Raw genomic sequence first — 22,758 nt, 5'->3', positions numbered from 1 at the left:
TCTTGGTGACTGCCGCGAGTGTACCCGAACGAGAGGGGGCTAAACAGGTACTCCAACAGGTGAAACAGATGGGTCAAGGGGTATCGCGACTGCATACGATTTGGGCCGATGGCGGTTTTGACGGTAATCCATTCCTGATGTGGGTGATGGATGTTTGTCGGTGGATTGTGGAGGTTGTGCTGCGACCAGAGCAAACCAAAGGGTTCGTATTGCTGAAAAAAACGGTGGGTTGTTGAACGAACATTTGGCTGGCTCATGGGGTACCGTCGATTGGTTCGAGACTATGAGTTATGGCCAGAAACTTCGGAGACATTTATTTACCTGGCCATGATACGAATCATGGTGAGGCAGTTAGCATAAAATCTGACCCAAAAAACCTTTTAAAACATCCTCTCAGAAGTCAGAATCGCAAAACCCTTCTGGATTCTGACTTCTGGATTCTTAAGTCAGCGTTTACCGCATCGTAGTGGGAACTGCGATCAACTGCTTGAGCAACAGTATAAATTGGAGTCATAATTATAGCCACAAACTATGATGCAATCCAGATCTCACAAATAAGCCAAGGATTGGACATGGGGAAAAACGCAGAGGTTTCAGTGGATGATCTTGCTTCGGCATTATCAAAAAATCCACCGCCAACTGAAGATGAGCTTCAGTTGTTGCATTACATTTTGCAAGAGAGGAAAAAGGCTGCAAGGTTTCGCTTTCAATCTCACCTACTACCCTGGCTGACGATCGCCCTGCTGCTGATGACTGTTGCCGTGCTAGGCCAGTAATTTGGATCACCTCCTTGCACGGACAGCACACTTGAGTTGGCAGGCAAACACCAGAGGCGCTGAAGATTAGGGGAGTTCGGTGGTGCCCATGAGGTAGCGATCGCACTCCCGCGCGACACCACGACCTTCATTAAACGCCCACACCACAAGACTTTGACCTCGACGGCAGTCTCCCGCTGCAAACACACCAGGAATGCTCGTGGTGTATTGCTCGTGTTCCGCCTTAATGTTACTGCGACTATCCTGCTCCAGACCCAAGGCATCAATGAGCGGCTGTTCAGGGCCGAGGAAGCCCATCGCCAGCAGCACCAGTTGAGCTGGAATCACCTTTTCTGTGCCAGGGATGGGTTGGGGGCCAAAGCGGCCTTGTTCATCTCGCATCCAATTCACCTGCACGGTGTGCACTGCTTTTACCCGACCATTCTCGTCACCCTCGAAGTGGGTCGTGGTGGTGCTGTAGACGCGGGGATCATCGCCAAATAGGGCAGCAGCTTCTTCTTGGCCGTAATCCATGCGGTAGATCTTGGGCCACTCCGGCCAAGGATTGCTGGGGGCACGGGTTTCGGGGGGCTTGGGCATGATTTCCAGTTGGGTGACGCTGGTGCAGCCGTGGCGGAGGGAGGTGCCGACGCAGTCCGTTCCGGTGTCGCCGCCACCGATAATCACCACATCCTTAGCTGCCGCTGTAATGTAGGGGTCGCCATCAAACCCATTGAGCACCGCCTGGGTATTGGCAGTCAGGAATTCCATCGCAAAGTGGATGCCTGGAAGATCGCGTCCTGGGATGGGTAAGTCACGGGGTCGGGTCGCTCCGGTACAGAGAACCACCGCATCAAAGTCTTTCACCAGGGTTTCCGTGGGGATATCCTTGCCAATTTCTGTCTTGCAGACAAAGGTAACCCCCTCTGCTTCCAGTACCTCCAGGCGACGCATCACTACCTTTTTCTTGTCCAGCTTCATGTTGGGGATGCCGTACATCAGCAAACCGCCAGGGCGATCGGCCCGTTCGTATACCGTCACCCAATGGCCTGCCGAATTGAGCTGGGCAGCAGCGGACAATCCCGCAGGGCCAGAACCAACGATCGCGACCTTTTTGCCGGTGCGCTGGCTCGGCGGCGTGGGTCTAATCCAGCCTTGATCCCAGCCCTTTTCAGCGATGGAGTACTCGATGTTCTTAATGGTGACAGGGGGATCAATGATGCCTAGGACACAAGCCCCTTCGCAGGGCGCAGGACAAACCCGCCCTGTGAACTCTGGGAAGTTGTTGGTCTTGTGGAGCCGATCCAGGGCATCTTGCCAACGGCCTCGATAGATCAGATCGTTCCACTCGGGGATCAAGTTATTGATAGGACAACCACTGGCGGCGCGATTGATTTCGATGCCGGTGTGACAGAAGGGGGTGCCACAGTCCATACACCGCGCGCCCTGAGTCTGCAACTTCTCATCGGGCATATGCAGATGAAATTCATCCCAGTTACGGATGCGATCGAGGGGCGAAACTTCCTTCGCCACCTCCCGCAGAAATTCCATGAAGCCAGTTGGTTTTCCCATGATGGTTGTCAGTGGTTGTGAATGGATGATCCGGGTTGGAAATGGAGGGTGGGATTTGTAAGGGCAAAGCATTGCCTTACCCTTACTGTTGTGTTGGTTTAACTGCCGCCGATGCGAGTGATATCGCGGGCGTTTTCTTCAAACGCTGCCGATAGGGCATCGTCGCCGCTGAGACCGTCTGCCAAGGCTTTTTGGATGTGCTGGAGAACACGCTTGTAGTCCCGGGGCATGACCTTTACGAACTTGGAGACGATGTCGTTCCAGGCCACCAGGACGCGATCGCCCTTGCCACTGCCCGTCAACTGCACATGGGACTGGATCATGTCGTGTACCTCACGAATTTCTTCCGGGTCTTCCAGGCGCTCCAGATCTACCATTTCACTGTTGCAGCGACTGGCGAAGTCCCCGGCTTCATCCAGCACGTAGGCGATACCGCCGCTCATGCCTGCGGCAAAGTTGCGTCCGGTAGGGCCAATGATCACCACTTTGCCTCCAGTCATGTATTCGCAGCCGTGGTCACCGACCCCTTCCACCACCGCTCGCACCCCGGAGTTGCGGACGCAAAAGCGCTCCCCAGCCAACCCGCGAATGTAGGCTTCCCCATCTGTGGCTCCATACAAGGCCACGTTGCCCGTAATGATGTTTTCCTCCGCCAAAAAGGTCGATGCCTTGGGGGGATAGAGGATGATCTTGCCGCCGCTGAGACCCTTGCCCAGGTAGTCGTTGGCATCCCCCTCTAGCTCCATGGTCACCCCTTTGGGCACGAAGGCAGAGAAGCTTTGCCCCGCGTCCCCTGGAAGTGAAGGTGGATCGTGTCTTCCGGGAGACCCTCCCAATGGCGTTTGGAGATTTCATTGCCCAGGATGGTGCCGACCACGCGGTTCACGTTGGTGATGGGCAGGGTGGCGCTGACTTTACGGCCGTTCTCAAGAGCGGGTTGACACAGATCCAACAGGGTGGTGATGTCGAGGGACTTCTCCAGCCCGTGGTCTTGGGGAATCTGGCAGTAGCGACCGATCTCTGGCCCCGCTTCTGGCTGGTAGAGAATCTTAGACACGTCAATGCCCTTGGCCTTCCAGTGGTCGATCGCCTGTTTTGGCTCCAACACATCCGTCCGACCCACCATTTCGTTAATGGTGCGGAAGCCCAAGGAGGCCATGATCTCCCGAAGTTCTTGGGCGATAAAGGTCATGAAGTTGACGGTGTGCTGGGGGTCACCGGTGAAGTTTTTCCGCAGTTCCGGATTTTGGGTGGCAACGCCTACGGGGCAGGTGTTCTTGTGGCACACCCGCATCATGATGCAGCCCAGGGATACCAGGGGTGCGGTGGAGAAGCCGTATTCCTCAGCTCCCAGGAGGGTGGCGATCGCCACATCCCGCCCCGTCTTCATTTGGCCATCTGCTTCTACGGCAATGCGGCTGCGGAGGTTGTTCAGCACTAGGGTTTGGTGGGTTTCAGCCAGGCCGAGTTCCCAGGGGAGTCCGGCGTGTTTGATGGAGGTCTGGGGAGACGCTCCGGTGCCCCCATCAAATCCAGAGATCAGCACCACATCGGCGTGGGCCTTGGCAACCCCCGCTGCGACGGTGCCTACACCGACTTCCGATACCAGCTTCACACTGACCCGAGCCTTGCGATTGGCATTCTTGAGGTCGTGGATCAATTGCGCCAGATCTTCAATGGAATAGATGTCATGGTGGGGTGGGGGGGAGATCAAACCCACACCAGGGGTAGAGTGACGCACCTTGGCAATCCAGGGGTACACCTTGAGCCCGGGCAGTTGTCCGCCCTCACCAGGTTTTGCCCCTTGGGCCATCTTAATTTGGAGTTCCCTGGCCTGGGACAGGTAGAGGCTGGTGACACCGAAGCGACCCGAGGCCACTTGCTTGATGGCGCTGTTCTTGGAATCACCCCGTTCATTTGTCCAGGTATACCGTTCGGGATCTTCGCCTCCCTCCCCAGTGTTGGATTTACCCCCAATCCGGTTCATGGCGATCGCCAACGCCTCGTGGGTCTCCTGGGAAATCGATCCATAGCTCATTGCCCCCGTCTTGAAGCGCCGCATGATCGCCTCCACGGGTTCCACGGACTCCAGGGGAATTGGTTCCCGAGCCTTGAACTCCAGCAAATCGCGAATTCTGAAGAACTGCTTACCGTGTTCGTTAATTTTGGCGGCGTATTGCTTGTAGAGGTCGTAGTTACCTGCCCGTACCGCCTGCTGTAACAGGTGAATCGTTTCGGGGCTAAACAGATGGGCTTCCCCCTCTTTTCGCCATTGGTACTCTCCACCGACATCCAGGGTTTGATCCTGGGTGTCGTGATCGGGAAAGGCGTGGCGGTGGCGGAGGATTGCCTCTTGCGCCAGTACCCCCAGATCTGCCCCCTCCAATCGGGACGCTGTCCAGGTGAAGTATTGGTTAATCACCGAGGTATCCAATCCGATCGCCTCGAAAATCTGGGCCCCGCGATAGCTCTGAATCGTCGAAATTCCAATCTTGGAACCGATCTTGATCACGCCTTTGGTGACCGCCTTGATGTAGTTCTTACAGGCGGTGGCGAAGTCCAAACCGGGGAGGGAACCATCCTGGATCATGGCCGCTATCGTCTCAAAGGCGAGATAGGGGTTGATGGCTCCGCAGCCATAGCCAATCAGCACCGCAAAGTGATGCACCTCACGGGGTTCCCCAGACTCCAGCACTAGGCCAACACGGGTGCGGGTGCCGTTGCGGATCAGGTGGTGATGCAAACCCGAGACCGCTAGTAAGGCTGGGATCGCAGCCCGGTCTTTGGCGATGTCGCGATCGCTGAGAATCATCAAATTCTTGCCAGCGGCGATCGCCTGATCTGCCTGTTGACAAATCTCTGCGATCGCCGCTTCCAGCCCCCTAACCCCCGCCTTGGGGTCAAACAGGATTGGCAGCGTCATTGATGCGAAATGGGGATTGTCAATCTCCTGCAGCTTCGTCAATTCAGCGTTGTTGATCACGGGCGTTTTCAGCTTGATCAACCGACAGCTTTCGGGTTCCGGCTGCAGCAGATTGCGCTCACTGCCAATGGTCGTAATTGGGGACGTGATGATCGCCTCACGAATAGAGTCAATCGGCGGGTTGGTCACCTGGGCAAAGAGCTGCTGGAAATAGTCATACAGTAGCTTGGGACGATCCGACAGCACCGCCAGGGGTGTATCCGTGCCCATGGCCCCCACCGCCTCCACCCCGTTTTGAGCCATGGGTGTCAGCAACAACCGCACTTCTTCAAAGGTGTAGCCAAAGGCTCGCTGCTGTTGGGGTAAGGTCAAGACAGGCTCTGGGCTTACCCCAACGGGTTCACCCCCCGGTAAATCTGACAGATTCACCAGATTTTCAGCCAACCAGTCCTGATAGGGATAGGCCGTGGCAATGCTGCGCTTGATTTCTTCGTCGGCGATGATCCGTCCCTGGCTCATATCCACCAGGAACATGCGACCGGGTTCCAGGCGACCCTTCTTCACCACCTGCTCCGGCGGCACGGGCAAAACGCCGGCTTCGGAAGCCATGATCACGCGATCGTCGGTGGTGACATAGTAACGGGAGGGGCGCAGACCATTGCGATCCAGTACCGCCCCCATCACGGTGCCGTCCGTGAAGGCAATGGAGGCGGGGCCATCCCACGGCTCCATCAGGCAGGAATGATATTCGTAAAACCCCTTCTTCTCTGGACTCATGGACTCATGCTCCGCCCACGGTTCTGGAATCATCATCATCACCGCATGGGGCAGAGAGCGACCCGAGAGGGTGAGTAATTCCAGCGTGTTGTCAAAAATCGTAGAGTCACTGCCCTCAATGTTGATCACGGGTTGGGCGTTTTTTCAGGTCGTCCCCAAATAGCTCCGACTCAAACATGGACTGACGAGCGTGCATCCAGTTGATGTTGCCTCGCAGGGTGTTGATCTCGCCGTTGTGGGCGATATAGCGGTAGGGGTGGGAGCGCTCCCAACTGGGGAAGGTATTGGTGCTGAAACGGGAATGAACCAGCCCCAGAGCACTTTCCATATCCGGATCACTCAGATCGGAATAGTATCGCCCCACCTGCACGGGCATCAGCATCCCCTTGTAGACAATCGTGCGGCAGGAGATGCTGGCGGGATACCAGTGGCGATCGATGCCGGGATGGCGAATCGCCATGTGGGACTGCTTGCGAATCACATACAGCTTGCGCTCAAAGGCCAAATCGTCTACCAGGTCAGGACTGCGGTGGATAAACACCTGCTCCATGAAGGGCTCACTGGCACGGGCGGTTGCGCCCAAGCTGGAATTGTCTGTGGGTACATCTCGCCAGCCGATCACCGACTGCCCCGCCTTTGCCGCCACCTCCTCAAATATCCGCCGACTTTGCTGACGCAGCTCTGGATCTGGTGACGCATAGATCATCCCGACCCCATACTGTCCCGGTGCTGGCAGCGTCAACCCCTCGGCAGCGGCAACCTTGCGCATAAAATTATGGGGCAACTGCATCAGGATTCCTGCTCCGTCTCCGGTGTTGGGTTCCGCGCCAACCGCACCTCGGTGATCGAGATTGAGGAGAATCGTCAACGCCTGCTCAACGATGTCATGGGATGCTTTTCCCTTGATCTGGACGACGAAACCAACTCCACAGGCATCATGCTCAAACTGTGGGTCGTAGAGGCCTTGTTTGGAGGGCAAAGTTTTGCGAGTCATTTTAGATTGGCCTGATAGTTAGCCTAAAAACAGCACAGAAATAAATACCACAGCAACGGTTTCGACACTTGTGATCCCAGCAGCGATCGCGCTCATGTTTTGCGAATTATCTAACGAGAAAAATCGATACCCTGCTGTCCTTAAGAAAATCGTCAGATATCCTGGGGCAGGATTGAATTCATTTTCTGCTTCAAAAAGCATCAACCTTTGATAGTAACATTCTGATTCCTGACTGCGATCGCTACAAAACCCTTGCGGATATTTACACAAGCTTACATTGCCGATATAAATCTCAATTTACTTCTCATGACTTCCTGATCCCCTGCTGAAAATTTTGGGTGAGGTAACGGGTATTGATATCTCATTGATGGTGACGATCTTAAACAAATGTCAATAAACCCGTCGATACGTACAGGACTATAACGGTTCATCGCTGAATCTGAGGCCGCGCGATCGCTTAGAAGATAATGTAAAACAGAAGTCGGCGCAAGCATCGGTCGCTTTATCGTCCGACAGTCTTCTGAATCCTTGACCCACAACACCTGTCAGTAGCAGAGAGATGAAATCATGACACACCCCTCTCCGGCAAAGGTTTACGAAAATCTCAAGTTCCTGGAACGGGTCGATACCCTTCGCAGCGCCTCCTATCGGCAGCAGGCGATTGACGTGTTGGCCGATTTGGATGTCAGCTTAACCTGGCGGCAGGCGATCTCAGAGCGATTGGTTGACGCCAATCAACGTTTAACCTTGAAGAACGTTGACGCTGAAGATAGTTACTAAGGATCTGACCCTCCTCCCGACGCTGAATCAAAGATTACAGCGCTGGCTTCCCTGGCTCTCGAACAAACTTCCATCTGTTTCGGTGAGGGCGTTCCTGCTTCTAATCGCTAGGGCGAGCGCTTCGCGAACGGGGTTCTCAAGCAACCTGTCTCTACAGGCAGCACCACCCACCGTCCGTGGCCTGTATTCTGCATTGTGAGTCGATTTTCGGGGCATTGTTCGCGAAGCGTTTCCGCAGGAAATACCCCTCATATACCTGCGGCGGAGCGTTGGCATATCCTGCCGTAGGCATAGCTCTACGACGCGGGGTGGACTTCTACGCTGTCGATGTAGGGAACAACTTTGCTGGCTCCCTAGGAGCAAAAACTTCCTCAGGAATGACCGCCCCTTGCGAGACAGGTTGGTGCTTCCAAGAGCAAGACTCTGCCTTTGGGCGTAGGTTCCAGTTGTATCAAAAGCCGTCCTTAAGGGTGGAGCTTGTGCCCTAGATGGGTCACCCCTCGCCTGTAAGTGCTAAGAGGATGTTTTAAAAGTCTTTCAGGGTGTGTTTCACCACCCTAGCTACCTAGAAGCTAATACGAGAGAATCAGGGTTCCAGGGTTTGCGATCGCGCCTCTGAGTTGTATTTGAGGCTAAAGCCTACCCTTTTAAAACATCCTCTAAGGCAGGGCAACGAACAAGATAACAGGCCAACCTTGGACGTAGAAGGATTTAAGCACCTCCTCGACACGTAGCTGAGGCTCTATCGGGTCGTTCTGCTATAGTGCTGGGCTCTGTAAAAATTCGTCCAAAATTTTACAGAAAGTGAAGCAGGCTTTATTACCTCTTCACCAATTCCAGCATTTTATGCCGTAGTATGAAGATCCAAGATACTGAAGTATAAGACTGTAATCGTTGAATCAACGTATATATTGTAGTAGTTGATTGTACTGAATTAACTGGATTACTGATTTGAACCTGTTAAATGATCAAATCAGGTGATACATCGATCTCACGAAGTAGATTTTAGCGCTCTGCCGCTGTTGAAGCGTGGCGTGTAGGTTCCTAGTCTGGCTTATATGTCAGCCTATTGAATATCTATCATGGATGTACCCCATAAATAGACTCAATAATTTTCTGAATCAATCATTATCAATAATTTGGGGGAAAACCTATGTATGCTTTAAAAAACTACAATCATTACAATGCAGGTAAACTATAGTAATCCGATTTAAATTACAAACAAAAAGATCAGATGAACTATAATTTGAATTATTTGAGAGCTTTCCTAGGCAAGGCTTTTATAAATATTTTTATAAACTATTAATTTATATCTTTATTCGGACTGCTATATTAAGTAGTTTTGTCGGTAACATTTGACAAATCGGTAGACAAAACTAACTCCATGGCTTGGTTGAGAATTGCTCTGAGATCGATCAGGGTGGACATTTCCTCTGCTTCATATCTGCCTTCAAATGCTTCCAGTGCAGCCTGCTTTAAAGCAGAATTATAGGCAGCTTCTAGCGTCTCATGCAATTCCCCAGTCGTGAGGTAGTACTCAATTGAGGCTCAAAGAAAAAGATGCCTGAATGGATCAAAAATATCCAAACTAGCTTAATCGATCTCCATGATCCTTCCGGTTCGCATTTTCACCAAGCCTGGAAAGCTTGCTTTGCAGCGCTATTGGCTGCGGCACTGATTTACATTGCCCCCCAAGTTGCCCAACCGATCATGGTGTTTGCGGCCTTGATTTTTGTCCATAAGACAAACGGTAATATTCCACGACAACAACAACTCACCATGCTGAGAGCCGCTTTGATGGCAATTCTCACCATTGGCCTACTCGGTTGCCTGGGCAATTATCTGCTTCTCCAAGCCATACTTCTCGTGATTTTTAGCTTTTTTGCTCAATATGCTGTGCGTTTTGGTTCGCAATATGACACCTCTCTCACCTGGATCTTGATCCCGGTTGCGATCGCTGAGAATCCCCAAATCTCGGAAATTCCTTTCATTATTATTAACGTTTTATTTGGGTTTTTCCTGGCATTCATTTGCGTTTTCTGGGTTCTTCCCCGCAATCCTCAGAAAACACTGGAAGCAGTGTCAAAACGCACTCGATCTCGTCTAGCTAGATTACTTGATCTAAGCATTTTAAATCTGGATCAATCCTCTCAGCAAACAAAGGATTCTCTTCCTGATCTCAAGCGCAGAATTTTTAGTTTGATTGAAGCACAAAAATCTACCCTGAAGCAGGTACAGTCAAACTCCAAACTCGGGACAGTAGCCATAATTGCAACCGATCAACATCTGATCTCATCTCAGGAAGCGCTGTTTGAAGCGATCGTTATCCTGGAACAAGCCCTCTCTCCCTTAAAATATTCTCACCTTACTAGTGTTCATCTCAAATTCGCTCTCCAGAGATTTGGTGCCCAGGGTTCTGCGTTTCTCTCAAGCTTACCCATGGTTCCGGAACCTTCCCAAGCACCCCTGTCTCCTCAACCAGCCATTGGAGAGATCATTCACAAATTAATGGCTGAAAATAAACTGTCCACTGTTGACCAGGTTCATTTACAAAGCATAGATTTTGCAACCCAAAATCTATGTAAAAAGCTAAATGCATTACTTCTCAGGCCAGAGGCTCAACTCTCAGAAGCACCCCATTGGAAAACATCGGGCAAACCATTTTCCGATCAATCGATTGAGTGGAGGTTCGATCTCAATGAGCCTATCAGTCGTCGTTCTACCCGCTCTGCGATCGCGGTTTTGATTGCATTAATTGTGACGAGATGGCTGAATTTACCCCACGGGGATTGGGTTCCAGTTTCCGCCTTAATTGTCAGTCGGGATAGCGTTGGTAATACGTTCTGGAAAGCCCAAGGGCGCTTATTAGGGACGGCATTTGGTGTGGCTGCGGCAGTGATATTTTACGCGCTGATTTTTCGGCATCACACCCTCATGTTTGTGGCTGCCTTCATCACTATTTTTCCTTACCTATATTTACGCCCTTCCCTCTCTAATTATGGGTATGCTAAATTTTTTCAGCAGTTTGCATATATTTGCTTTCTGGGTTCCCTTAGGCAAGGAGCGTCCGTGGCATTGATGGAGTGGCGAGCCATTGATATTGCTATTGGCTGCTCGATCGGGCTAGCTGTGACGCTGTTGGTGCTGCCAAACTGGTCAAGTTCAAACTGGAAACAGGGTCTAATCAAAACCTGGACAGACTTTCAACACTTTTTTCAGGCGATCGTGACCGAATATCAATCACCTGAACTTGATCCTCAAGCCATTCAAAAACTCAGCCAGCAAACTCAAAAGAGCGTTTATAAACTGGATACTCATCTTGAAGGTCGTAAACACGAAACACTGATGAGAGGTGATAGTTTATCTCAGCGGCTGGCAGTGATTCAGGCGGACAGAAAAATTTATGAAGCCTTACTTTACTTGAGCTATCTTGCTGCTGAATCTAAACAGCCGCAACAACCGGAAATCTTGCCACCCGACGCACAGACTGTGATTGAACAGATTACAGCTGCATTTATAGAGATGCAGCAATTTATTGGCACCCGCTTCTCACCTCAACTCCCACTAGTCGCCAACCGCTGTCGCCTACCGATCTCAGGGGAAAATGGTGGAGTGAGTGTGAACCGGCCACAATTCAATTTTTTGCTGGCGCTGAATCAGCTTTGTGAGGAGATCGAACAGTTTGGTGAAACTAGATGCACCTATACACACCAACAAAATCACGTCACTTCAGCTACATCAGGCAATCGAAAACCATGAAACTCGAAAGTTCCTCTTCCGCCCACGAGGGCAACATTCCTACCAAACATCTCTGTGACGGTGAACATTTTTATTCACCAATCACCCAAAAGGAAAGGAATCTTATGGACAACCTCGGAAGATCATGCCCTCAACTTTGCAGCCACAAATTCCTTTCAAGAGGCCTCTACCTTTGCGGATGCTGTGCGGGCTCATTAAACATAATCGGCGGTAACACCCTGCTGCAAACCCTGACCGACAAGGATAAACAGGGACGCATTGTCAGCTTGTTTAATATGTCAGAATTAGGACTGTCGGCACTGGGAGGATTGCTGTATGGAAAGTTGGCGGAGCATAATGAATGTGATGACACTCTGCTGGATCGCCAGAGGGTTATCCTTGCTCGGGTTGCTATGGTTCCCCCGGCAACTCCGAAAATATATGGAAACGAGTTATCCCAACCAGCAGGCGATGGGGAACAACAGATACTCTAGAAAAAACCAGCTTCCAAATCAGTTGATAAAACCGAGCGATCGCGGCTTTATCTTGTAAATCGACTCCGAAACTTCGCCACCAAAATCCTGCCAAGATCAGCAAATGGGTGCTGACTAAAAACAGGGAATGGGTGCCCGGTAAGCCGAAAACTCCCGCGATCGCCATGGCGAGGTAAGCGATGGTTAAAATCCAGCGAGACAGGTTAAATACCGTCTGCTGTCCCCATTGCAGGGTCAAGGTTTTGATCTGGTAGCGGCGATCTCCTTCCAGGTCAGGAATATCTTTAAAGGTGGCGATCGCCAAGGTGAAGACCCAAATAAATCCGGTTAATGCCCACACCTGCGGAGGAATTGCCAGGGATTGCCCTAAGGCCGCACGGACATGCAAAAACAAGCCTAAATTTACGACCACCCCACGCACCGTGAGAATACAAAAGGCGGCCCAAAACGAAAACCGCTTTAAGCGCACCGGGGGCAGGGAGTAGGCAGTCCCTAGCCCTAAGCTGAAACCCACGGTGAGTAGCAAGAATGGCCCTTGCCACCAAGCTAGGAGCACGGCCAGTAGACCCGTCACCCCTACAATGCTGCGCCCCATTGACAGGGAAAAGGCACCCGCTGCCAGTGGCAACTGCGGTTTATTGATCCGGTCAATGTCAATATCTTCGAGTTGATTCAGCCCCACGATGTAAATATTGCCGCAGAGGCAGGTCAACCACATCCACCCTAGAATATCGAGTCGGAACAGCGTAGTTTTATAGCTCAGGATGGCTATCAGATACAGACTCAAGACACTCACACTGGTGCCAATGACGGTGTGGGGGCGGGAAAATGCCCAGAATGCTGAGAGCCAGGAAATGAACACCGTCGGAAATCTTAGAGGCATTGATATCTGGAGGATGAGGGTGATGAGGGGAGGGTGACCCGTTGCGGTTAACCCCTCTCGAACATTACCAGGACTGCCTGTAGCTGGCTTGTGGCATTGTCAAGATCTTCGATTCATACTTGGATGAAGCAACGCCCAGTTTTTTATGAGGATGAGAACGCTGGCTTCCGTTTACTTCACTCAAGTACTGCCATTGTTAGCCTGGTAAGCATTTTACCGATCTTGCATCAACCTTTTGTCAGCCAACCAGGAACCAAGGTTAATATTGTTCAGAAGGAATTGGCGATCACCTCAATGGAATGCGGTTTCCCCAGAGATGAAATATTGGTTCGCTCTTCCCTTGACTGGCGCTTTAATGGCCTCTGCTGTTCGAGCGGAGCAACCCCTGTTTGTGGCCTATCCACCGCCTCACCACCAGACCACCGCCGCCCAAATTTTCTTGATTGGCAGTGCCCCTCCTGGAGGGCAAGTCTTGGTCAACGGTATTCCCATCCCCCGAAGTGCCGCTGGGTATTTTGCCCCTAGTTTTCCGTTACAGGTTGGCAAAAATTTGTTTCGGGTGCAATATCAGCAACAGCAAATCGAGATTCAGGTACTGCGTCAGCCAACGACTCCCGTGATCCCAACCGGGGTCAATTTTGGCAAAGATTCTTTGCAACCCGCGGTTAAGATGGCTCGTCTCCCAGGGGAATTGCTCTGCTTCAGTGCCATTGCCCCTGACCATGGAAGCGTCTCTCTGAAACTCTCTGGTAAAACCATTCCCCTCCAACCCGTTAACCAAACCGTTGAGCTACCGCCCAATGCGGCACTTTTGACCCAGCAGAACCAGCCCATAGTGCAAACCGCTACGACCTATGCAGGTTGTATGACGGCGATCTCACCTGGAGATTTGGGACACCCCATGTTTCAACTCACCCTTAATGGCACTACCCTGGAGCAACCAGGCGTCGGTGCGGTGGAGATCCTAGCTGCCGATCGCCTGCCCGTCATCGCCGTCACGGTGGAATCTGGCACGGCTCGCACTGGCCCTGGGAGCGATTTTTCGCGACTCACCCCCCTACCCCAGGGGACAGAGGCCACGGTTACTGGCTGGGAGGGCGAGTGGTTACGCCTCGACTACGGGGGCTGGATACGGCAGTCCGAGGTTAAGGCTGTTTCCACCCCCAGCCCCGTGCGATCGCGGATCCGTAGCATCACGTCGCGCCAGGTTCCTGGCTGGACCGAGGTGAGTTTTTCCCCTGGAAGTGGCAGTTCCCCTGGCGGTCAAACAGGGTGCCGAGAGCTTTACCCTGACGCTTTACAACACCACCGCTCAGACCGACACCATCAAGCTGGGGGACGATCCCGTGATTAGTCGTCTGGACTGGCAACAGGCTAACCCGACGGAAATTCAATACACCTTTCAACTCAAATCTCGGCAGCAATGGGGCTATAAACTGCGATATGAAGGCACCAGTTTGATCCTGGCCTTGCGGCATCCCCCCGATCTAGGAACTCAGGTGAAGTTTCGGCCTCGGGTTGGCTGGGGAAATAACGATCCCTTCGATCCCTTCTGGAATAACTGGGCGGGTGGGCTGGAAGTCATCCCCGTCAAATCCCTCAAGGGCATGACGATTTTGCTCGATCCGGGTCATGGCAGCTCCAATGATCTTGGAGCTAGAGGCCCTACGGGTTATCCCGAAAAAGATGCCACCCTAATCCTGGCAAAACTGCTCCGCACCGAATTGGAGCAGCGGGGTGCCACGGTGCTGTTAACCCGCGAGGGGGATGAGGATCTTTATCCCCAAGATCGAGCTACCCAGATTAACCGCTTGCAGCCAACCCTGGCTCTGAGCCTGCATTACAATGCTCTCCCCGACGATGGCGATGCCATGCACACCCAGGGCGTTTCCACCTTTTGGTACAATCCCCAAGCCCAAAGTCTGGCCATGTTTTTGCACAATTACCTGGTGATGAAACTGCATCGTCCCTCCTATGGGGTGTTTTGGAATAATCTCGCCCTCACCCGACCAACGGTGGCACCAGCTGTTCTGTTGGAGTTGGGCTTTATGATTAACCCCGAGGAGTTTGAATGGATTGTCAACCCCAAGGCTCAGCGGCAATTGGCACGGGCGATCGCCGAAGGAATCATGCACTGGGTCAGACTTTCACTTTAGTCCTCTGGCGATCGCCTTTTTATCAATAATCACAATTCATCTCAATTAGCATGGCTTCTTGCCAATCCAGAGCCAATTCAGTATTATTCTCAATAAGCCAGCTTTATTGGGAAGGTGCATATGACATATACAACGCAATCACTAAAGGCTGAACTCAATGAACGAGGCTGGCGCATGACTCCCCAGCGCGAAACCATCCTCCAAGTCTTTCAAAATCTTCCCAAGGCGAATCATCTCAGTGCTGAAGACCTCTACAACGTCCTGCGAGATCAGGGAGAGGCGATTAGTTTATCAACGATCTATCGCACCCTGAAGTTAATGGCTCGCATGGGTATTCTGCGGGAACTAGAACTGGCAGAGGGACATAAACATTACGAAATTAATCAACCCTATCCCCACCATCACCATCATTTGATTTGTATCCGGTGTAATAAGACAATTGAGTTTAAGAGTGATTCGATTCTCAAGGTAGGAACTCGCACGGCTCAAAAGGAAGGTTATCATCTGCTAGATTGCCAGCTCACTATTCACGCCGTTTGTCCAACTTGTCAGCGTTCTCTGATGCCGAATTAACCTTGGATTATTGCTCAACCTAGTTGAATAGAACAGACCCGTGGGAGAGAATGATAAACTTTTTATTTTTTATTCCCCATTTTTCACTCCTTCTGCTGAAGGCTTTTGACGCAATAAAACTTCTGGATTAAAGGGGCGGGCTGTTTGAGTCAGGGCATCGTTAGATTCAGCTTGAGACAAGTTTCTCGCTAGATTCACGAAATCAGAGGGAATCATAACAATGGTAGTGGTATTGTTTTCAGCGCCAATTTCCGTCAACATTTGCAGTCGGCGCAGTTCTAAAGCGGTAGGGTTGGCGCTAATCGTCTGAGCTGCCTGGGCTAATTTTTGTGACGCTTCCTGTTCCGCCGCCGCTTTGATAATTCGCGCACGTTTTTCCCGAATTGCCTCCGCTTCTTTAGCCATCGCCCGCTGCATGGTGGTAGGAATTTCAACATCTTTCATTTCCACCCGCTCAATCACAATTCCCCACGGCTCTGTGATTTCATCTACGATTTCCTGGACTTTAAGGTTAATAGCATCGCGGTTTTGCAGCACGTCATCCAAAATATTTTGCCCCACAACATTGCGCAGCGTGGTTAGGGCAATCTGATACACTGCCATCTGATAGTTCTCAACCCGATTAATGGCTTTGGAGGGATCAAGAATCCGGTAGTAGAGAACGGCATTGACTCGAATGGTAACGCTGTCAGCTGTGACGGTTTCCTGAGGTTCAATGTTGACTGTTTTGGTGCGCACATCCACCTGCATTTTTTGATCCACCCAGGGAATGATCCAATACAATCCAGGCCCCAAAATCCCGCGAGCCCGTCCTAAGCGAAAGATCACCCCCCGCTGATATTCGCGATCGAGCTTAAACCCACTGAAGGTCAGAATCATCAATGCCACGAAAAAAACTGCTGACCAGACTTCCCATGACGGTTCATTCCCAGATTTCAACTTCACCTTAGCTACTTCCATTGTCTGATCCAAAAGTCCGGGGTGGCTACCAACTTAGTTCGCCAATGGCAAGGTAACGCTCACGGTTGTCCCGGCTGCGGCAGAGGAGGTGATCATTAATGCCCCGCCGTGGGCATCGACGATCCGTTTGACGATCGCCAACCCTAATCCGGTGCCGGAAGATTTGGTGGTAAAGAAGGGTTTGGTCAGCTTGGGTAGCACCTCTAGGGGAATCGGTTCGCCGCCATTATGCACCTGAATCGCAACCACATTGGATGGGGTGACAGGTTCTACCGTCCAGGTGACAATCTCTCCCTCGGCAACGGCTTCGCAGGCATTATCGACGAGATTAATAAACACCTGCTTCAGCTTGTCGCGATCGCCCACAATCATTACGGGAGTGGCGGCTGGGACAAATACAATCTGGCGACTCAGCACCGTCGGCATCGTGCGAATGGTGGTTAAAATTTCGGCAATGAAGCAATTCAGCTCTAGTTCTGAACACTGCAAGGCATGGGGTTTGGCATAGAGCAAAATCTCTTGCAATAAATTGCGAATGCGCTCCGCTTCCTCCAACGCTAGAGAGAGCCGCTCCCTGACTAAGGCAGGTAAATCCAGGCGCTTAAAAGCATTTAACCCCATCAATACCGTTGTTAAGGGGTTGCGCACCTCATGGACAATCATGGCAGCCAACTCCCCAACCTCAGCCAGGGCTGAGATCGCCTTTAACATCTCCAGTTCTGCTTGTTTACGTTCGGTAATATCCTCGGCAATGCCCGCAATGCGGTAGATTTGTCCCGATTCATCCCGGATCGGGGAATCCCTGACTACGAATCATGCGCACGGAACCATCGGGACGGACAATCCGGAACTCTTCTTCTGATTTCCCCTCGGCGTTTTGGGTGAAAGTCTGGTACACCCGATCGCGATCGTCGGGATGGATCACCGTCCACCAAATATCTGGCTCCGCATACCAGCGACTGAGGGGCTGACCCCAGATGGTGGCAAAGGCCGGACTGACATAAATGGGCTGGGCGTCACGGGAAAACAGCCAGAAAACCTGTTCTAAATTTTCAGCGAGTTGACGCAGCTGTTCCTCGCTTTTACGCAGGGCAATTTCCACCCGCTGGCGTTCTTGAATTTCTGCTTGCTGTTGTTGATAGAGCTGGTAATTATCGATCGCCGTTGCCGCCCGTTCGGCAAAGATTTCTGCCAGACGGATTTCTTCCGTTGTAAAGTGCCGCGGTTGGTGATGAAAGGAGCAGATGGTGCCAATCACTTTCCCCGTCGGGGTGCGGAGGGGCACCCCCAGATAGGCGCGGTAGCCTTCGGGTGCCTGACCATAATCGCTACACGTGGTCACATCTTCCACCACTAGGGGAGAGCCGGTGGCAAACACCGTACCCGTCAGGGTGCCATGGAGTGAGTAGACCTGCTTTCCCTCTTCACCGAGATCAAGGGTGCTTGCTAGCACCCGCTCCCCCCCATCCCGACAGATGGTGACGGCTGACCAATCTAGCCCAATCAGTTCGCTGACGCCCTGGGCCACCTCGTGGAGGTAGCGACTGAGTTCGCCAGCCCGGTAGCTGAGGGAGGATAAAACTTCTAAGGTGCGCTGTTCTGGCTTTTTAGAGTGCGTGGTCACCGACTCTCCCAACTTCCTGCCCCTGATGAGGTCAATCCCTTAAGACGTAGCCTACCCCTCGTACCGTATGGATTAAACGACTGGCATTGTTGACCTCCAGCTTCAACCGTAGGTAGCGGATGTAGACCTCGATAATATTCGAGTCTCCCATAAAGTCATAGCCCCAAACATGCTCTAAAATTTGGTCGCGGGTGAACACTTGAGCCGGATGACTCAGTAAATACTCCAGCAGATCAAACTCTTTAGCAGTCAATTCGATCGCCTGGTTGCCCCGCAGAACTTGTCGGGTGCGACGATTGAGACTCAAATCACCAAACTGCAATTGATCGGTCTCAATTTCTTGGGTGCGGCGCAGATGGGCGCGGATGCGTGCTAGCAACTCTTCAATGCTAAACGGCTTCACCACGTAGTCATCGGCTCCTGCATCCAGACCCGCCACCCGATCGCCCACCTCATCTTTGGCGGTCAACAAAATCACGGGGACTTTGCAACCCGTTGCCCGTAGGCGGCGACAGACCTCGACACCGCTTAACCCCGGCAGCATCCAGTCCAGAATCGCTAAATCTGGAGCTGACTCCCGGATCAGGGTCAGCCCTGCCATGCCATCGTGGGCCACACTCACTTGATACCCTTCACTGTTCAACTCCAGTTCGACAAACCGCGCTAGTTTGACCTCATCTTCAACCAGCAGAATATGGGCCGTCATATCGTTACCTCTCTGGGCAGTGTGATCGTAAAGGTGCTCCCTTCCCCAAGCCGTGATCGCACGGTAATGCTGCCCTCCATGCCTTCTATGAGCGTCTTGGCAATGGCTAACCCCAGCCCATGTCCCCCGGTGGCTCTGGAGCGAGCTTCATCCACCCGGTAAAACCGATCAAAGATGCGACTCTGATCCGCTAAGGAAATGCCAACGCCGCGATCGCCCACTTGAATCATGGCTTGGGTTTCGGTGAACTGCAAGCTGAGGACAACGGGTTGATCCGCGGCAGAATACTTGACGGCATTATCGATCAAATTTACCAGCCCCCGTTTCAGGGCGTGGCGATCGGCGCTGACCTTCAGAGTTTCGGGGGCGATCAACGTCTCTGAGGTAGACACTTGGATAGCGCGATCACTAAACTGCTCGGCCATGGCGGCAACCTCGGTCACCAGATCCATTAACACCACAGACTCGCGATGAAAGTGCATATAGCCACTGTCAGCCCGTGCCAGATCGAGGAGATCTTGAAGCAGTCGGGTGGCCTGCTCAGCCTCCGTGGTCGCAGTGGTCAGAGCTTCTCGCTGATAGTCACTGAGGTTGGCACTGCGGCGCAATAGACTTTGCAAATAGCCCAGCACAATGGTAAGGGGGGTTCGCAGTTCATGGGAGATATTACTGACGACCTGGCGTTGTTGCTCCCAGGCATCTGCCAGACGCGATAACATGCGATTAAAGGTTTGGGCTAGCTCCCGAACTTCCCGAGGGGCATTTTGCAACTGTAACCGCGCCTGACTCAAATCGGCGGCGGAAATGGCTCCGGCCATCTGGCTCATTTTTTGTAGGGGCTGCAGCGATCGCTGGATTCGCAGGGATAGCACCACTACCATCACCACGGTAACCCCCAAGCACACCCCCCCGAGGCGTTGGGTTGCCATCATTAACTGCCGTTGATCCTGGGTGACATCCTTTGCGAGATAGAGCTTGCCCAGATCTTGCCCGTGAACTATTAAAGCCCCCATGTATAGAATCAGGTGTTGGTTGCCCACTTGATAGACCTGAGGTTTACGGGGAACTCCCCGGAGGGACTGCCAATCAATGCGATCAAATTTCTCCGACTGCAAACTGGGGGACTGGGCGAGTAATTGTCCATCCCTGGCTCTCACCCAGATCATCAACCCCGACACCGACACATTCTCAATCGTTTTTTCCAGACCCCTCTCCATCGGTAACATCTCGCTGTAAAGCTCAACGTCCTGGGGAAAGCGTGAGGCAATATAGGCGACCTGCTGGGTGTGGGTGGCAATCAAGATCTGTTGCATTTGCCAGTGTGTCCACCCCGCAATCCCGCTCAGGCTCAGGATCAACAGGGCTGCAATTTCCAGGGTGAGGCGACATTGGAGGGAGGTTGGATCCAGGTATTGGCGCTGGAGTTGGGCGACGGGCAAAAACTGCTGCCGCAGCATCGCGGCCCACCGAATCCCCAGCCACTGTCTGTACCGCTTGAAAGCACCAACAATGCCTCCATTAAATATCATGGATACACTTGCCATCCTGCTAGCCTCAAGACCCTTCAGGGCAAAATCAATGGGATGACTGTCTAGCAGCCCCGCCCCGTGGCTCCTGATTCAGGGCGACTGAGTTTTGCCTGAATCAGGGGCACCGTATTGATGCACTGCCGTTCACTTTCAGAGTAATTTCCTCACCTGAAGGCATTCCCGTGATCCGATGAATTTCCCGTCAGAATTGGATGAGATGAAGCTGAGAAGTCTTAGGCCAAGGTTGCAAACTCCAGAATAAAGGAGGTTTGCCGAGAATGACTTTCGAGGCGGATGCGCCCCCCTAAGCGTTCGATCAGTTTCTTTACCAGTGCCAAACCGAGTCCTGTGCCGCCATGTTTCCAGGGGTCATTGTTAGGAATACGGTAGAACTTTTCAAAAATGCGATCGCATTCCTCAGGGGGAATTTCCACGCCAGAATTCCTGATGCAAATTTGGATGATGGAGGGAGAAGCGGGTGGGTTGATATCGGCGTTGGGAGTTTCGGAGCCTGGGATTTTTTGGGCAGATACAGAAATTGTTTCCCCCGACGGGGTGTACTTACAAGCATTGTGCAACAGTTCAATCAGGACACGTTCCAGGGAGGAAACGTCGATTTCCAAGGCTAAATCAGGGGGAATGTCAAAGGATAGGTGTTGTTGCTGCCGTTGGGTACGTTCCATAAATGCCTGGGAGATCCGAGCCACCCACAATTGCAAAGGCAGCAGGGTCGGGGTAAGGGGTTCAATATTGGCATCCAGACGCGCCAGATCTAACAGATCATTGATCAACTGAATCTCGCGCTCACACTCCTGACTGAGGATCTTCAGATAACGGTTGATGGCAGATTGATCCTGGGTCTCTGAGACGGCCTTATGAATTAACTGGATTTCAAGCATCTGGGTTGCCATTTTGATGTTTGCCATCGGCGATCGCAGTTCGTGGGAAACGGAACTGAGGAAATCGTCCTTGAGATGATGGAGCCGCTCCAGTACTTTTACCTGTTCCTGGGATGCTTGATAAAGCCGCGACTGCCGCAGGGCGATGGCGCAATGGTTGGCAACTTGCTGCACCAACCGAACTTCTAAATCGCTGAAACACTCTCCTGGAGGTCTAAACAACCACAAATCCCCTAAACCCACCTGATTGTCATAGACTGGGCAAGCCAGAACTGCTACTTGTCGGTGGGGGTGGCGCAGCCAATTCGGGGTAATCGGACAAAATTGACAGGCATTTCTTTGGAAGAGAAAGGGGTAAATATCGATGCAGGGGGGGGTCGATTTCTAAGACTTTTCCTTGCACCTCAGTTGAGGGATGGTTGTATTCATAGGCAATGTTAACCAGGGTTTGGTCTGCACAATAAACTCCGGCATTGCAGCCTTCCAATGCCAAGGCAACCCCTAGTTCATGAACGGCGGTTTGGAGAATTTGCCCCTCATCTAAACTGTCGCGGACTTTATCGGTAATCCGTTGTAGTAAGGCTTCAAAGCTCAGAGCTTGTTGTAATTGAGCCGTTCGTTCCTCAACTTGTTGCTCCAGATTGGCATTGAGTTGCTGCACCTGTTGATAGAGTTCAGACTGTTGGATGGCGATCGCTAAGTGATCGGCAATACTCTGAGCTAGCTTCTCTTGTTCTCCAGTCCACGGCGATATCAGTTGAGCCTTGAACATCGTCAAGGCTCCCCAAATCTTTTCATTCACAATCAAAGGGATGAATAACCATGATCCTGTTAACTTGCGGTCAACTTGATAGTGAATTTCATCTTCAGTTGCCCCCGTATGTTTAAGAGGGTGTTTTAAAAGTCGTTTAGTGAGTAAAAAAGCTCACTCAGTGTAAGCTGCGAATATGTCGTACACAGCACTGAGAGAGCGTCATGAGTAAAGCTTACCCCAGTAATTTGTCTCAAGCCCAATTTGAACTACTCAACGACTTGATACCCGAGCCGAAATTCGGTGGTCGTCCTCGTAGCGTCGATATGTGGGATGTTCTGAACGCCATTTTCTATGTTTTGGTGGAGGGAGTGCGATGGCGAGGGTTGCCAGGGGATTTTCCGGCATGGCAAACCGTATACACCTACTTTCGTCAGTGGCGCAAAGATGGAACCTGGGTGCGGATGCACGACCGATTGCGAGAGTGTACCCGAATTGAACAGGAGCGTCATCGCAGCCCGTCGGAAGCGATTATCGACAGTCAAAGTGTCAAAAGTGCCGCTGGAGTGAGCCAATCGGTGGGCTACGATGCGGGCAAACAAATTAAAGGTCGAAAACGGTTTATGACGGTCGATACCCTGGGA

The 22,758-nt window shown here is 51.9% G+C and carries 16 protein-coding genes and 3 pseudogenes; 7 read left to right on the top strand and 12 right to left on the bottom strand.

Features of this window, described 5'->3' with window-relative positions; translation table 11 throughout:
- Together DO97_RS18160 and DO97_RS18155 are read left to right on the top strand one after the other, a co-directional pair.
- Positions 1 to 360, top strand: a pseudogene (locus DO97_RS18160) (IS5 family transposase); the annotation flags it as partial.
- A 212-nt stretch (positions 361 to 572) separates the two neighbouring features.
- Positions 573 to 776 carry a hypothetical protein gene (locus DO97_RS18155; RefSeq protein ID WP_036536180.1) on the top strand — a complete coding sequence of 68 codons (204 nt, stop codon included), beginning with the start codon at positions 573 to 575 and terminating at the stop codon, positions 774 to 776.
- 66 nt (positions 777 to 842) lie between these two features.
- Here the strand turns inward: DO97_RS18155 and DO97_RS18150 are convergent, their stop codons facing one another.
- The 3 genes and pseudogenes from DO97_RS18150 to DO97_RS18140 form a co-directional block, all read right to left on the bottom strand.
- Positions 843 to 2,327, bottom strand: coding sequence for a glutamate synthase subunit beta (locus DO97_RS18150; RefSeq protein WP_036536179.1), 1,485 nt, complete (start codon positions 2,325 to 2,327; stop codon positions 843 to 845).
- Between the two features lie 98 nt (positions 2,328 to 2,425).
- A pseudogene (gltB, locus tag DO97_RS18145) lies at positions 2,426 to 7,021 on the bottom strand (glutamate synthase large subunit).
- Positions 7,022 to 7,039: 18 nt separating this feature from the next.
- Positions 7,040 to 7,222 (bottom strand): hypothetical protein, encoded by a 183-nt coding sequence (locus DO97_RS18140; protein WP_036536178.1) that lies wholly within the window; start codon positions 7,220 to 7,222, stop codon positions 7,040 to 7,042.
- A 366-nt stretch (positions 7,223 to 7,588) separates the two neighbouring features.
- Between DO97_RS18140 and DO97_RS18135 the strand changes: the two genes are divergently transcribed.
- The gene (locus tag DO97_RS18135) at positions 7,589 to 7,801 is read left to right on the top strand and encodes a hypothetical protein (RefSeq protein WP_036536177.1); all 213 of its coding nucleotides are present in this window, start codon (positions 7,589 to 7,591) and stop codon (positions 7,799 to 7,801) included.
- Positions 7,802 to 9,133: 1,332 nt separating this feature from the next.
- Here DO97_RS18135 and DO97_RS18130 read toward each other — a convergent pair.
- Positions 9,134 to 9,316, bottom strand: a complete 183-nt coding sequence (locus DO97_RS18130; RefSeq protein ID WP_052128935.1) for a hypothetical protein — start codon at positions 9,314 to 9,316, stop codon at positions 9,134 to 9,136.
- A 993-nt stretch (positions 9,317 to 10,309) separates the two neighbouring features.
- On the opposite strand from DO97_RS18130, the gene DO97_RS24520 reads away from it, so the two are divergent.
- On the top strand, positions 10,310 to 11,560 hold the full coding sequence (locus DO97_RS24520; RefSeq protein WP_162183029.1) for an FUSC family protein: 1,251 nt from the start codon (positions 10,310 to 10,312) through the stop codon (positions 11,558 to 11,560).
- 390 nt (positions 11,561 to 11,950) lie between these two features.
- On the opposite strand, the gene DO97_RS18120 is transcribed toward DO97_RS24520, so the two are convergent.
- Entirely contained in the window at positions 11,951 to 12,916 is a 966-nt protein-coding gene (locus tag DO97_RS18120; RefSeq protein WP_239651862.1) for a homogentisate phytyltransferase, read from the bottom strand.
- Positions 12,917 to 13,232: 316 nt separating this feature from the next.
- Here DO97_RS18120 and DO97_RS31460 point away from each other — a divergent pair.
- Together DO97_RS31460 and DO97_RS18110 are read left to right on the top strand one after the other, a co-directional pair.
- Positions 13,233 to 15,072 (top strand): annotated as a pseudogene (locus tag DO97_RS31460) (N-acetylmuramoyl-L-alanine amidase).
- Positions 15,073 to 15,192: 120 nt separating this feature from the next.
- Positions 15,193 to 15,645, top strand: coding sequence for a Fur family transcriptional regulator (locus tag DO97_RS18110; protein ID WP_036536172.1), 453 nt, complete (start codon positions 15,193 to 15,195; stop codon positions 15,643 to 15,645).
- 69 nt (positions 15,646 to 15,714) lie between these two features.
- Here the strand turns inward: DO97_RS18110 and DO97_RS18105 are convergent, their stop codons facing one another.
- From DO97_RS18105 to DO97_RS21530, 7 genes are all read right to left on the bottom strand, one after another.
- Positions 15,715 to 16,524 carry a slipin family protein gene (locus DO97_RS18105; RefSeq protein WP_052128936.1) on the bottom strand — a complete coding sequence of 270 codons (810 nt, stop codon included), beginning with the start codon at positions 16,522 to 16,524 and terminating at the stop codon, positions 15,715 to 15,717.
- 114 nt (positions 16,525 to 16,638) lie between these two features.
- Positions 16,639 to 17,316, bottom strand: coding sequence for a two-component system sensor histidine kinase NtrB (locus DO97_RS18100; RefSeq protein WP_052128934.1), 678 nt, complete (start codon positions 17,314 to 17,316; stop codon positions 16,639 to 16,641).
- A 70-nt stretch (positions 17,317 to 17,386) separates the two neighbouring features.
- Entirely contained in the window at positions 17,387 to 18,229 is an 843-nt protein-coding gene (locus DO97_RS18095) for a GAF domain-containing protein (RefSeq protein WP_081980849.1), read from the bottom strand.
- A gap of 31 nt (positions 18,230 to 18,260) precedes the next feature.
- Positions 18,261 to 18,935, bottom strand: a complete 675-nt coding sequence (locus DO97_RS18090; protein ID WP_036536170.1) for a response regulator transcription factor — start codon at positions 18,933 to 18,935, stop codon at positions 18,261 to 18,263.
- A complete protein-coding gene (locus tag DO97_RS18085) occupies positions 18,932 to 20,479 on the bottom strand; it encodes a HAMP domain-containing sensor histidine kinase (protein WP_239651861.1) in 1,548 nt (515 codons plus the stop codon). The genes DO97_RS18090 and DO97_RS18085 overlap by 4 nt, the downstream gene beginning before the upstream one ends.
- Before the next feature lie 218 nt (positions 20,480 to 20,697).
- On the bottom strand, positions 20,698 to 21,585 hold the full coding sequence (locus DO97_RS18080) for a GAF domain-containing sensor histidine kinase (RefSeq protein WP_156120652.1): 888 nt from the start codon (positions 21,583 to 21,585) through the stop codon (positions 20,698 to 20,700).
- A gap of 28 nt (positions 21,586 to 21,613) precedes the next feature.
- Positions 21,614 to 22,222, bottom strand: a complete 609-nt coding sequence (locus DO97_RS21530) for a GAF domain-containing protein (RefSeq protein WP_081980846.1) — start codon at positions 22,220 to 22,222, stop codon at positions 21,614 to 21,616.
- 116 nt (positions 22,223 to 22,338) lie between these two features.
- Here DO97_RS21530 and DO97_RS18075 point away from each other — a divergent pair.
- A partial coding sequence (locus DO97_RS18075) for an IS5 family transposase (protein WP_036536168.1) occupies positions 22,339 to 22,758 on the top strand: 420 nt, incomplete at its 3' end.

Origin of the sequence: Neosynechococcus sphagnicola sy1 (assembly GCF_000775285.1) — a bacterium.
Lineage (GTDB): Bacteria > Cyanobacteriota > Cyanobacteriia > Neosynechococcales > Neosynechococcaceae > Neosynechococcus > Neosynechococcus sphagnicola.
This window is presented reverse-complemented; position numbering and strand designations above follow the sequence as displayed.